Origin of the sequence: Pseudomonas synxantha (assembly GCF_900105675.1) — a bacterium.
Taxonomy (GTDB): Bacteria; Pseudomonadota; Gammaproteobacteria; order Pseudomonadales; family Pseudomonadaceae; genus Aquipseudomonas; species Aquipseudomonas synxantha.
In genome coordinates this window covers 5991098-6003845 of the sequence record NZ_LT629786.1, presented here as the reverse complement: position 1 = coordinate 6003845, position 12748 = coordinate 5991098, and the positions used below count along the sequence as shown (strand labels likewise).

Here is a 12748-nt window from a genome sequence, read left to right as displayed (position 1 = left end):
GCGATGCATCCCAATGATGATGACCGCACCCAGTTCATGCCGCGCCCGGGTGGCCGTGCGCCAGAACCTGCACGTGCAGAGCCGGCACCTTTGTCGATGCCGGCCGCGCCGATCCTCACTGGCAAGAGCCACGGCCTGAACCCACTGGAAAGCGCCGCCGGCCCGCTGTTGGCACTGCTGACGCGGCTGCGCAACACCATCGCCCACCCGGCGCCAGCCAGCCTGCGTGCGCAGTTGCTGGCCTACCTGCGCCAGTTCGAAGAGCGCGCCGAGGCCGCCGGCGTAGCGCGCAATGAAGTGCTGCTGGCCCGTTACGCGCTGTGCACTGCATTGGACGAAGCGGTACTGAGTACGCCGTGGGGCAGCACCAGCGACTGGGGTAAACAAAGCCTGCTGATCACTGTGCACAACGAAGCCTGGGGCGGTGAAAAGGTCTTCCAGTTGCTCGACCATTGCCTGCAAAGCCCACGGGAACGCCTGTACCTGCTGGAGCTGCTGTACCTGTGCATGTGCCTGGGTTTCGAAGGCCGCTACCGCGTGATGACCGATGGGCGCAGCCAATTGGAGGCTTTGCGCGAGCGCACCGCCGCAGCGATTCGCAGCGCCCGTGGCGAACTCGAGCGTGAGCTGTCGCCACATTGGCGCGGCGTGACCGTGGCCCGTGACCGCCTGGCGCAATTCATGCCGCCGTGGATCGCCGTAGCGATTGGCCTGGCGCTATTGCTGGCGTTGCTGTTCGGCCTGCGCATGAAGCTGGCCTCGGATGCCGAGCCGGTATTCAAGAATATCCATGCCCTGGGTGAGATCCCGGTGCAGGCCATCGACCGTCCGGTGGCGCAACCGAAAGTCATCGAGCGGCCGCGCCTGGCCGGCTTCCTGGCCGAAGACATCAAGGCCGGTCGCGTGGCCGTGGAAGACAAGGTGGACCGCTCGGTGGTGACCATTCGTGGCGATGAGCTGTTCGCGTCCGCCAGCTCCAGCATCGTCGATGACTACCAGCCGCTGATGCTGCGTATCGCTGACGCCATTCGCAAGGTCAAGGGCCAGGTACGCGTCACCGGTCACAGCGACAACCGCCCGATTGCCACGTTGCGCTTTCCGTCGAACTGGGCGCTGTCCGAAGCCCGAGCCAAGTCGGTGCTGGAGATTCTCGCGGCCAAGACCGGCCAGGGTGATCGCTTCAGCGCCGAAGGCCGCAGCGACACCGAGCCGTTGGCGACCAACAGTACTGCCGAAGGACGTGCCCGCAATCGTCGGGTTGAAATCACCGTATTGGCGGGGGGCGTCGAGTGAAGGCGTTTTTCAGTTTCATGATTCGCTGGGTGATCCCCGTGCTGGGCCTGATTGCCCTGAGCCTGATCATCTGGTTTGTCGGGCCGTTGCTCGATGTGCTGATGCCCGAGGGGCGACGTTGGGCGCTGATCATCCTGGTATTTGCGCTGTGGATCGCCTACCGCGTGTTCCGCATTATCCAGGCCCGCCGCCAGGCCGCCGAAGTGATGCGCAGCCTGGCCGCCGAAACCCCGGCCGACCCCAACAGCGTCGCCACTGCCGAAGAATTGTCGACCCTGCGCCAGCGCATGGACGAAGCCCTGACGCTGCTGAAAAAAGCCAAGCTTGGTGGCGATGAGCGGCGCAACCTCTACGAGCTGCCCTGGTACGTGATCATCGGCCCGCCGGGTTCGGGCAAGACCACCGCGCTGGTCAATTCCGGGCTGCATTTCCCGCTGGCGGCACAATTGGGCGCCGGTGCGGTGCGCGGCGTCGGGGGCACGCGCAACTGCGACTGGTGGTTTACCGATCAAGCGGTAATGCTCGACACCGCTGGCCGCTACACCACCCAGGACAGCAACTCCACGGTGGACAAAGCCGCGTGGCTGGGCTTCCTCGACCTGCTGAAAAAACAGCGCTCGCGCCGGCCCATCGACGGTGCGTTCATCGCCATCAGCCTGTCGGATCTGCTGTTGGGTACAGACGCCGAGCGCGCTGCCCATGCCGCCGCGATACGCCTACGCATCCAGGAGCTGTACACCCAACTGGGCGTGCGTTTCCCGATCTACCTGATGCTCACCAAGCTCGACCTGGTGCCGGGCTTCATGGAGTTCTTCGATAACCTGAGCAAGGAAGAGCGCGCCCAGGTATGGGGAATGACCTTTGCCCTTGATGACGGCAAGCACAGCGACAGTCCGTTGGCGCACCTGCAAAGTGAATTTGCCGGGCTGGAACAGCGCCTGAACGAACGCTTGGTCGAGCGCCTGCAACAGGAGCGCGACCCGGCGCGGCGCGACCTGATCTACGGTTTCCCGCAGCAGTTCGGCGCATTGAAGGACTGCCTGCAAAGCTTCCTCGAAGCTGTGTTCAAACCCAACGCCTTTGAAGAGCGCGTGTTGCTGCGCGGCGTGTATTTCACCAGCGGCACCCAGGAAGGCAGCCCGATTGACCGCTTGATCGGCGCCATGGCCCAGAGCATGAATCTGGACCGCCAGCACCTGGCGCGCCAGAGCGGCACCGGGCGCAGTTACTTCATCGAGAAACTCTTCACCGCCGTGGCCTTCGCCGAGCGTGGCTTGGTTGGGGTGAACCCGAAAGTCGAACGGCGCCGCAAGTGGATCGCCCGTGGCGTACTGGCCGCCACCGTCGCCTTGGTCGTGGTGGTCAGCAGCCTGTGGTGGGTGAGTTATCGCGCCAACCAGGCGTACATCGCCCAGGTCGACCAGAAGGTCGCGCCCCTGGGGCAGACGGTACAAAACCTGAGCCCGGCACAGCGGGAAGTGCTTGCCGTGCTGCCGTTGCTCGATGCGGTCAAGAACCTGGCGGCGGACTCGCCAAGCTGGTCCGAAGGGCTGGGGTTGTATCAAGGCGATATGCTCGAAGCCGAGTCTGCCAGCGTGTACCGCAAGCTGTTGATCGCCGTCTTTGCGCCGCGCCTGGTGACGCGTATCGAAGAGCAACTGCACGGCGGCGGTAACTCGGACTTCCTCTATGAGGGCCTCAAGGCTTACCTGATGCTCGCCGACACCGAGCATTACGACGCGGACTTTATCAAGGCCTGGATCGCCCTGGACTGGGACCGCAACCTGCCCCGCGACCTGCCGGCCGACCAACGCCAGGCACTGGCTGGGCATTTGCAGGCACTGTTCGAGCGGCACCCGCCGAGTGCCCGCCTGGACCCGCGCCTGATCGATGACCTGCGTCGCCAGTTGCAGCAACTGCCGGTAGCGCAGCGGGTGTATGACCGGGTCAAGCGTCAGAAACTGCCCGAAGGTATCCCGGACTTTCGCCTCAACGAGGCCGCCGGGCGTGACGCGGCGTTGGTGTTCAGCCGCAAAAGCGGCAAGCCCTTGGGCGAGCCGTTGAGTGGTTTCTTCACCGCCAAGGGCTATCGCCAGGCATTCCTGCTGAGCAGCCTGAACCAGACCGGCACCCTGGCCGAAGAACAATGGGTGTTGGGCCACGAACAGGCCGATCAGCAGAACGTGGTGAGCCTGGCCGCCGATGTGCGCCGCCTGTACTTCCAGGACTACCAGCGCCAGTGGGATGCGCTGCTCGCCGACATCGACTTCGTGCCGATCACCAGCGTGGCCCAGGCCGCCGATGTGCTGCGGGTGATCTCCGGCCCGACCTCGCCACTGAAAAAATTGTTGGTGGCGGTGGCCAAGGAAACCGATCTGCAAGCTGAAGAACGTCAATTGGCCGCCAAAGGTGTGGCGGTGGAGGGCGGTGTCGACAAACTCAAGGAGCGCCTGGGCAGCTTGCTCGGCCAGGAACAAACCACGGCGAATGCCCCGGTGGTTGCGGACGATCCAGTGACCGCGCACTTTGCCGAACTCAACAGCATCGTCAGTAAAAACGAAGGTGAGCCGGCGGCCATCGACGGCCTGCTCTCGGACATGAATGCGCTGTATGTGCAAGTCAGCGCCATGGTCGGCGCCAGCGGCGATGCGCTGCTCGGTGAGGCCAAGAACCAGGCAGCGGCTGCGGCCACGCGGGTCAGCCTGAATGCCGAGCGCCAGCCGCCGCTGGTGCAGGGCATGGTCAAGTCGGTGGTCAATTCCACCACCAACAGCATGATGGGCGGGGTGCGCAACCAGTTGAACGCGGCCTGGGTCAGCGAGGTGGTCAACGTGTATCGCCAGTCGTTGGCTGGTCGCTATCCGATGTCGCCGGGCAGTGCGCGGGACGCGACCCTGGATGACTTCGGCCAGTTCTTTGGCGTGGGCGGAGTGATGGATAACTACTTCCGCAAATACCTGCAGCCCTATGTGGACACATCGGCACAGACCTGGCGCTGGCAGCCGGGTGCGGCGCAGAAGCTTGGGATTGCCCCGGGCGTGCTGCAAACCTTCCAGCGTGCAGCGACTATCCGGGATGCGTTTTTCAGATCCGGGGGCACCCAGCCCATCGTGCGTTTCGAACTCAAGCCAGTGTCTATGGACCCGACCATCACTCAGTTCCTGCTCGATCTGGACGGTCAACAATTGAGCTACGACCACGGCCCGAGCCGCCCGGTGGCGATGCAATGGCCTAACCCCGGCAGTATTGGCGTGGTGCGCATTTCCATCATGCCGCCGTCGGCCAGTGGTCGCTCCGGCATCACCCTGGATGGCCCATGGGCCTGGTTCCGCCTGCTGGAGCAATCGGATCTTACCGCCGGCAACTCGCCGGATCGCTTCAACCTGCGCTTGCGGGTCGACGGCGCCAGCATCGCCTACGAATTGCGTGCCAATAGTGCCTTCAACCCGTTCAAGAGCCGGGTACTCAGCGGCTTCAGCCTGCCGGAGCGTCTATGACGACCCTGGGTTTCTACGGCAAGCTGGCCAGCCGCGGGGACTTTGTCAGCCGCGCCTTGCCCCAGAGTTTTATCGGCCCCTGGGACAGTTGGCTGGCGGCGGGGTTGCTCGCCAGCCAGAACAGCCTGGGCGGTGACTGGCTCAAGGCATACCTGGTCAGCCCGTTATGGCGTTTTGTGCTGGCACCGGACGTGTGCGGGCCGGATGCGGCGGCCGGGGTGGTGATGCCGAGCATTGACCGGGTCGGGCGGTATTTTCCGTTGACGGTGGTCAGCTTGCTGGATCGCGACACCAACCCCGCCTCTCTGGTGGGCGGCCCGGACATTTGGTTCGAGCAGGCCGAAGCGCTATTGCTCGGCACCTTGGACAGCGGCGCCACCTTCGAAAACTTCAACGCTGGCCTCGACACCCTGGGCGTGCCGGCGACTGAGCCGCGTGCAGTGGATAGCCGTTTCGCCGGCCTGCAACGGGTGGCAGCCAGCGAGCCCCATCAGCGCATGACCGCACTGGCCGAACAGGCATGCGAGGGCGCGAGCCTGTGGTGGGGCCGGGGTTCGCAGCATATTTCCCCAGGTTTATTACGGTGCCAGGGTTTGCCTGCCGCCGACGATTTTGCGCAGTTTTTGCTCGGACAAGAAGGTGTGGTGTAGATGGGGGCGACGTACAAATCCGCGAGCAAAAGCCATGTGGGCATGGTTCGCCAAGTCAACGAAGATGCCTGCCTGGACCTGCCGGAACACCGCCTGTGGGTGGTGGCCGATGGCATGGGCGGGCACGCGGCGGGGGACTATGTCAGCAGCTTGATCGTCGACAGTTTGCGTAACGTGCCGCTGGGCCGCTCCCTCGACGAATACGCGGCGGCGCTGCGCAACGACCTGATGCGCATCAACACCACTGTGCGCGAAGAAACCGCCAACCGTGGCGTGACCATGATGGGCAGCACCGTGGTGGTGTTCGTTGCACGCGGCTTGCGCGGCGTGTGCCTGTGGGCCGGCGACAGTCGTTTGTATCGCCTGCGCGACGGTGTGCTGGAAAGCATTTCCCGCGACCACAGCTACGTCCAGGATTTGCAAGACAGCGGCTTGCTCAGTGAAGCCGACGCCCGCACACATCCACGCGCCAATATCGTCACCCGCGCTGTTGGCGTGGAAGCCCAGTTGGATGTCGCCTCGGTGGACCTGTTGATCGCCCCCGGCGACAGCTACCTGTTGTGCAGCGATGGACTGAACAAGACCGTCGAAGACCATGAAATCCGCGAAGTGCTCAGCCATGACGCGCCGGATGAAATCGTGCGCAGCCTGGTGCACCTGGGGCTCAATCGCGGCGCACCGGACAACATCACCGCCATTGTCGTGAAGGTCTCGTCATGAACATCGTCATCCCGGGTTATGACATCGAAGGCGAGATCGGCGAAGGCGCCATGGCCAGCGTGTACCTGGCAACCCAGCGTTCGCTGGAGCGCAAGGTGGCGTTGAAGGTGATGGCGGCAGCGCTGGCGGCCGACCCGACGTTCTGCGAACGCTTCCTGCGCGAGGGCAAGACCCTGGCGCGCTTGTCGCATCCGCACACGGTGACCATCCATGACATCGGCAACGTCGGTGAGCTGTATTACATGGCCATGGAATACCTGCCCAACGGCACGCTCAAGGAGCGCATTGCCGCCGGCCTGACGCCGGAGCAGGGCGTGACGCTGATCCGCCAGATTGCCTCGGCGCTGGGTTATGCCCATGCCCAAGGCCTGGTGCACCGCGACGTCAAGCCGGCGAACATCCTGTTCCGCGCCGACGGCACCGCAGTGCTCTCGGACTTTGGCATCGCCAAGTCACTGGACGACCGCACCCAATTCACCCAGGCCGGGTTTGCCGTGGGCACGCCAAGCTACATGAGCCCGGAGCAGGCGCGAGGCCAGGAGATCGATGGTCGTGCCGACCTCTACGCGCTCGGCGTGGTGTTGTACGAGATCCTCGTCGGCAAGCTGCCCTACAGCGGCACCGATGCGCTCTCTACCGCACTGGCGCACCTGACCGAGCCGTTACCGGAGCTGCCGGTGCACCACGGGCGTTATCAGGGCGTGCTGCGCAAGTTGCTGGCCAAGGACCCGGCGGAGCGCTTCCCGAATGCGGCGGCGTTGCTGGAGGCACTGGAGCAACTGCCGGCGGACTCGGCAGAAGCCACCTTGGTGCGGCCGCTGCCGATTCCATTGAGTTTCGACCTGGCGGGCATGACGCCCGTCACCATCGATATCCCGACCGATAAACCACAGCCGCAGCCGATAGTGCGCCAGCCGGTGGTGACTCCGACGCAGCACAACGCGCCGTCCGAGCAGCGCCGTGGACCGGTGTTGGCGTTGGCCGCCGTGGCGGTGGCGGTTGCCTTGGCCATTGGCGGCGCTAGCTACTGGTGGTTGAGTGGCAGCGATGAACCGACCCAGCCGCCGTCTGCCGTAGTGCCGAAGGTGACGCCACCCGTGGCGGCCGCCGAAGTCGACGGCGGCCAAAGGCCTCTGCTGATGGCGGGCAAGAAGACCCTGTTCCAGCGCGTGCTCAGCAAGCCCGGCGCCAAGCTTTCAACAGATGCGGGCAGTGCGCCAGGCAAAACCTTGCCGGCGTTCTCGGTGCTCTACGTGTACCAGCGCAAGGATGTCGATGGCAGCCCGTGGGTACGCGTCGGCGCTGCCACTGATGGTCGCAGCGACGGTTGGCTGCCGGCCTCCCAGGTCAGCGATTGGAAGCAGAGCCTGGTGCTCAAGTTCACCGAACGCTCCGGTCGGGCGCCGGTGATGTTCCTGCGTCAATCGACCGAAGTGGAAAAACTGCTGGCCGATCCCGCCGCGGCGAAAAGCGTGCTGGCCAAGGCGCAGAGCAACCGTGAAGACAACCAGCAGGTGCTGGCTCTGGAGCCGACGGCCAGCGCGGTGCCACAGGACCAGTTCTACCTGCTGCCGATCTTCGACGCCAAAGAAAGCTTCGATGAACACGGCCAGCCGGTGCAGTTGCTTAACATCGCCTCCATCGACCCGGGCAGCAGCGCGCAGGCCAAACCGGCCACGCCGCTGATCAGCGCAAACGCCGACGCCTTCCGCACCGCCGTGGTGCTGGTGGTGGACACCACCGTGTCGATGCAGCCGTATATCGATCAGGTGCGCGATGTGGTTCACGAACTGCAAACCCGCATTGCCGAACGTGGCGAGCTGGACAGTGTCAGCTTCGGCCTGGTGGGTTTCCGCAGCAGCATCAAGAAAACCCCGGGCCTGGAATATGTCGCCAAAACCCTGATCAGCCTCGACCAAGGCCGTGACCCGCAACGCTTCCTCGATATGGCGCGTCAGGTCAAGGCTTCTACGGTGTCCAGCCATTCCTTCAACGAAGATGCGTTTGCCGGCGTGATGCAGGCGGTGGATGGAATGGATTGGTCGGGCTACGGCGGTCGCATCATCCTGCTGGTTACCGACGCGGGCGCGTTGCGCAAGAACGACCCGTTCGCCGCCACCCAGATGAACGAAGCCGAAGTGCGCCAGGCGGCGCTGGGCAAGCAGATCAAGATCTATGCGCTGCACCTGCGCACCGACGCCGGCAAGAAAACCCACGCCGGTGCCGAGAGCCAATACCGGATCCTTACCGCCGATGCCAACCCGCAGATCGGCGACCTCTATACGCCGGTGCCGGGTGGTGATGTGCGCAAACTGGGTGAGCGCGTGGATGAGATCGGCACGGTGTTCGCCAACCTGGTGCATCAGGTGCGCAGTAACACGCCACAACCGGTGCCGCTGCTGAGTTCGGCGCCAAGCCTGGCGGATAAATCCGCAGCCGTCGGTTATGCCATGCACATGGATTTCCTCGGGCGCAAAACCGCCAGCCAGGCGCCGCAGCTGGTCAACGCCTGGACCGCCGACCGCGACCTGACCAACCCGGCGCTGCCGGCGTTCCAGGTGTGCGTGATGCTGACCAAGCTGCAACTCAACGATCTGCAGCAGTCGCTGAAGTTGATCGTGGATGCGGCGCGCAAGACCCAACGCTCACCCAAGGATTTCTTCCAGGAAATTGCCAGCGCCTCGGCCTATATGAGCCGTGACCCCCAAGCCTTGCGCAAGGGCGGCAACCTGGCCGATGGCGGTTTGCTCGGCGAATACCTGGAGGGCCTGCCGTATCGCAGCAAGTCGCTGAACATGACCCAGGATTTGTGGTTGTCGTTGAGCGTGGCCGAGCAGGAAGACTTTATCGACGAGCTGGATTCGAAGATCCGCCTGTATGAAACCTTCCATAACGACGTGGCCAACTGGGTCCGTTTCGGCGATGCCGAACCGGGCGACGCGTTGTACCGCGTGCCGCTGTCGACGCTGCCTTAATGCTGAGCCTGAACGCGGTACACAAGAGCCGGGGAGTCGGCAGCCAGCGCTATAGCCTGGTGATTGCGGCGCTGCACCTGGACGCAGGTGAACAACTGGCGATTGTCGGGCCCAGCGGTTGCGGCAAAAGCACTTTGCTGGACCTGCTGGCGCTGGTCTTGGCGCCGGATCAGGCCGAGCAGTTTGACTTCAACCAGCAGGACATCGGCGCGCTGTGGCGTGCCGACCGGCAATCCGACCTGGCTGCATTGCGCAGCCAGCACCTGGGCTATGTGCCGCAAACCGGTGGTTTGTTGGGGTTTCTCGATGTGCGCGGCAATATCGCCTTGTCCCGGCAATTGCTGGGCTTGAAAGACGACGGCCGCGTGGCGCGCCTGGCCGAGCAGTTGCAGATCAGCGACCAGTTGGGTAAGCGCCCGGCCGCGTTATCGGTGGGCCAGCGCCAGCGTGTGAGCTGTGCCCGGGCCTTGGCCCATGGGCCGCAACTGGTGCTGGCGGATGAACCGACTGCGTCCCTCGACCCGCTCAACGCCGAACGTGTGATGCAGGCGTTGCTGGCCCAGGCCCGCGAGCACCGCACTGCCTGTGTGATCGCCACCCATGACGAGCCTCTGGCCCGTGCCAGTGGCTTGCAGGTGCGGCGTATCAGTTGCCGTCGCGATGCTGACGGCGGCGTCACTGCGACCCTCGGGGAGGTGTGCTGATGCGCATCGGCCTGATCACATCGCTCGCCTGGCAGGACTACCGCAACGATCGCTGGCTGTCGGCCTGTTCGGTGCTGGCGCTGGTGGCGGTCATCGCGCCGTTGCTGGTGTTATTCGGCCTGAAATTTGGACTGGTCAGCAGTTTGACCGAACGCTTGGAGACTGACCCCGCCACCCGTGAAATCATCCCGTTGGGTGGTGGACGGTTCAGCGCGGCGTTTATCGAGCAGCTGGGGCAGCGCAGCGATGTGGCGTTCGCCTTGCCGCGTACACGGCAGATTGCGGCAACGGCCCAGGTGGGTGCGCTGACTCTGGAAATGCTGCCGACCGCCGCGGGTGATCCGTTGTTGACCGGCTTGCCGATACCCCATGGTCTGGACCAGATCGTGCTGAGCCATACCGCCGCCGAAAAGCTCGCGGCCAGGCCTGGCGACTGGCTGCAGACCAGCTTTGCGCGGCAGGTGGCCGGGCAGGTCCAAGCCCAGCACACGCGATTGCAGGTGTTGGCCGTGTTGCCGTTGGAAGCGTTCGCCCGTGACGGTTTGTTTGCAGGCCTGGGCTTGTTGGAAGCGGCGGAAGATTACCGCGATGGCCGTGCAGTAGCGGCGTTGGGCTGGGCGGGGGATGCGGTGGCGGTAAGCGAACAGCGGGTGTATCCGGCGTTTCGCTTGTATGCGCGCAACCTCACCGATGTAGAGCCGTTGCGGGTGTTCTTCGCCGGGCAGAATCTACTGGTGTCGACCCAGGCGAACACCATCGCCCAGGTGCAGTCGTTGAGTCGCAACCTGTCGATTGTGTTCTGGGTCATCGCCGGGTTGGCCCTGGCCGGGGCGTTTGCGGCGATCTTCGCCGCAACCCTGGCGGCGGTGGCGCGCAAGCGCCGGGAATTATCGGTGTTGCGTCTGCTGGGGTTTTCCACCGGGGCGCTGTTGTTATTTGTGCTGCTGCAGGCGCTGTACAGCGCGGGCTTTGCCGCCGTGCTCAGTGGTGGGCTGTATGGCCTGGCCGAGGCCGCGCTGAATAAGCTTTTTGTGCAGGTGCCGGGCGAATACGCCAGCCACCTGTTGGCGCGTCATTACGGTCTGGCCCTGGCTGCTGTGTTCGGCGTCAGCGCCGTGGCGGCCGCCTGTGGTGGTTGGCGAGTGGCGCGTATTCAGGCTTCTGAGGGAATCAGAGATGTATAAGTTATTGGGCGTCTGTGTGGCGCTGAGCCTGGCCTCTCTGGCCTGGGCGGATGAGGCAAGCGACAAGCTCGACAACCCCAAGCCGTTGCCGGATGACGTCAGCCTGCCGCTGCCCTGCGACGGCAACATGGTGTTCCGCTACGCCTATGTATTGGCCCAGGGCACCCTGGATGACCGCGAAATCAGCCTCGGCTACCCCTTTGCCGAAGGCGAGGCCGGTTATCAGCAGTCGTTTATTTCCGGCTATCGCCGCGACTTCATCAATGGCCAGTTCACCCTCAAGGACTTGCCCAAGGACTGGAATAAAGTCATCGCGCCGCTGATGCCGAAGACCGACGCCAAGACCCCGCTCAAGCCCATGCTGTATTTCATCGGCAAATACGAAGTGACCGCGCGCCAGTACGCCCAGGTGATGGCCCAGGCGCAGTCCCTGGCCAGCGGCGAGCCGGCCCCGGCCTGTGACGCGCCTGCCGGTATGGCCGGGCGTTTGCCCAAGGTGAAACTGTCGCGCTTTGAAGCCGAGCGGTTTTCGGCGGTCTACAGCGCCTGGCTGATGAAGTACCACCGTGAATTGCTGCCGGTGAGTGGGCGTGGATCGTCGGCCGAAGACGGCGGCCTGGGCTTTGTGCGCCTGCCCACCGAAGTGGAGTGGGAGTACGCCGCACGCGGTGGCCAGGCGGTCAGCCGCCAGGACCTGGAAGGGCGCCTGTACCCACGCCGCGCCGAGGGCAGCGAAAGCGATGGCCCGTTGGCCGACTACGCGGTGTTCAACCAGGTGGCTGGTGGCACTGGGCAGGCAGCACGGCTGATGCCCATCGGTACCAAGTTGCCCAACCCCATCGGCCTGTTTGACGTGATCGGCAACGCTGCGGAAATGGTCCAGGAATCCTTCCAGCTGGTCCACGCCGGCCGGCGCCAGGGCACCTATGGTGGCTTTGTGGTCAAGGGCGGCAACTACCTGGAAGGCGAGGGCACGCTGTTCACCGGCATGCGCCGCGAATACCCGCTGTTTGCTGCCGATGGCACCGAACAAAGCAACGAGACCACCGGCTTTCGCGTGGCGATTGGCGCATTGTCGGCGCCGCGTTCGCGCTACAAGGAATTGTTTGCCCAATGGCAGAAGGAAGGGCGCCTGGCCTCATTGACTGACGCCATCGACGACGCCCAGGACCCGACCAAGCGCCTGGACAGCATCATCGCCGCCAGCGTCGACCCCAAGCTGCAAGCCGAGCTGGGCCTGGTCAACGAAGAGCTCAAGCGCAACGTTTCGCTGATCGCCCAGCAACGTGAAGAAGCGGCGGGCAACCTGATTCAGTCGGCGGCGTTGGTGGCCGAGACCATCAGCAACTACAACATCCGCCTGGCCAACCTGCAGAAGAGTCGCCAGCAGGCCGTGGACAGCAAGGACGAGGCCAGCGCGCAGCTGTTCGCCACGGCCATTACCAATGGACGCAGCGCCCTCGACGGTGCGGTGGCTATCTATATCGACAACCTGGCCACCGGCACGCGCTATACCGATGCGGTGATCCAGGCGCAGTTTCAACGAATCAAGGAAGAGTTGGATCGCAAGCCAGTGCTCGGCAAGAGCCTGGTGACGCGCGCGACACTGTTCGTTCGCCATGTCGGCAACTACCGCAAGCAACAGCGGGCCGACCCGGCAACGATCTTGAAGGAATTGCTCGCAGCGAGCGGTCAGCGGTCTTGATCGTTGGCTGTCTAGCGAGC

Annotated in this window: 8 protein-coding genes; all 8 read left to right on the top strand. The window is 64.2% G+C overall.

The window, feature by feature from the left end; all coding sequences use genetic code 11:
* Positions 1–3 precede the first annotated feature (3 nt).
* Genes BLU48_RS27855 through BLU48_RS27820 form a run of 8 tightly spaced genes read left to right on the top strand, consistent with a single transcriptional unit; the run spans position 4 to position 12728 of the window.
* Positions 4–1293: a DotU family type VI secretion system protein gene (locus BLU48_RS27855; RefSeq protein WP_057023313.1), complete on the top strand. Its 1290-nt coding sequence runs from the start codon at positions 4–6 to the stop codon at positions 1291–1293.
* Complete coding sequence (gene tssM / locus BLU48_RS27850; protein ID WP_057023314.1) at positions 1290–4790, top strand: type VI secretion system membrane subunit TssM; 3501 nt, start codon at positions 1290–1292, stop codon at positions 4788–4790. The genes BLU48_RS27855 and tssM overlap by 4 nt, the downstream gene beginning before the upstream one ends.
* Positions 4787–5440, top strand: a complete 654-nt coding sequence (gene tagF / locus BLU48_RS27845) for a type VI secretion system-associated protein TagF (protein WP_057023315.1) — start codon at positions 4787–4789, stop codon at positions 5438–5440. The genes tssM and tagF overlap by 4 nt, the downstream gene beginning before the upstream one ends.
* Positions 5441–6160, top strand: a complete 720-nt coding sequence (locus BLU48_RS27840; RefSeq protein ID WP_057023316.1) for a PP2C family protein-serine/threonine phosphatase — start codon at positions 5441–5443, stop codon at positions 6158–6160.
* Positions 6157–9135 (top strand): serine/threonine-protein kinase, encoded by a 2979-nt coding sequence (locus BLU48_RS27835; RefSeq protein ID WP_057023317.1) that lies wholly within the window; start codon positions 6157–6159, stop codon positions 9133–9135. Before BLU48_RS27840 ends, BLU48_RS27835 begins: the two co-directional genes overlap by 4 nt.
* Positions 9135–9839, top strand: coding sequence for an ABC transporter ATP-binding protein (locus BLU48_RS27830; RefSeq protein WP_057023318.1), 705 nt, complete (start codon positions 9135–9137; stop codon positions 9837–9839). Before BLU48_RS27835 ends, BLU48_RS27830 begins: the two co-directional genes overlap by 1 nt.
* On the top strand, positions 9839–11023 hold the full coding sequence (locus BLU48_RS27825; RefSeq protein WP_057023319.1) for an FtsX-like permease family protein: 1185 nt from the start codon (positions 9839–9841) through the stop codon (positions 11021–11023). The genes BLU48_RS27830 and BLU48_RS27825 overlap by 1 nt, the downstream gene beginning before the upstream one ends.
* Positions 11016–12728 carry a formylglycine-generating enzyme family protein gene (locus BLU48_RS27820; protein WP_057023320.1) on the top strand — a complete coding sequence of 571 codons (1713 nt, stop codon included), beginning with the start codon at positions 11016–11018 and terminating at the stop codon, positions 12726–12728. The genes BLU48_RS27825 and BLU48_RS27820 overlap by 8 nt, the downstream gene beginning before the upstream one ends.
* Positions 12729–12748 lie beyond the last annotated feature (20 nt).

Excerpts from the sequence above, each read along its gene's own strand:
- BLU48_RS27855 (WP_057023313.1), top strand. The coding sequence starts at position 4 with ATGCATCCCAATGATGATGACCGCACCCAGTTCATGCCGCGCCCGGGT.
- BLU48_RS27825 (WP_057023319.1), top strand. The coding sequence starts at position 9,839 with ATGCGCATCGGCCTGATCACATCGCTCGCCTGGCAGGACTACCGCAAC.
- BLU48_RS27820 (WP_057023320.1), top strand. The coding sequence starts at position 11,016 with ATGTATAAGTTATTGGGCGTCTGTGTGGCGCTGAGCCTGGCCTCTCTG.
- tagF (WP_057023315.1), top strand. The coding sequence starts at position 4,787 with ATGACGACCCTGGGTTTCTACGGCAAGCTGGCCAGCCGCGGGGACTTT.
- BLU48_RS27835 (WP_057023317.1), top strand. The coding sequence starts at position 6,157 with ATGAACATCGTCATCCCGGGTTATGACATCGAAGGCGAGATCGGCGAA.
- BLU48_RS27830 (WP_057023318.1), top strand. The coding sequence starts at position 9,135 with ATGCTGAGCCTGAACGCGGTACACAAGAGCCGGGGAGTCGGCAGCCAG.
- BLU48_RS27840 (WP_057023316.1), top strand. The coding sequence starts at position 5,441 with ATGGGGGCGACGTACAAATCCGCGAGCAAAAGCCATGTGGGCATGGTT.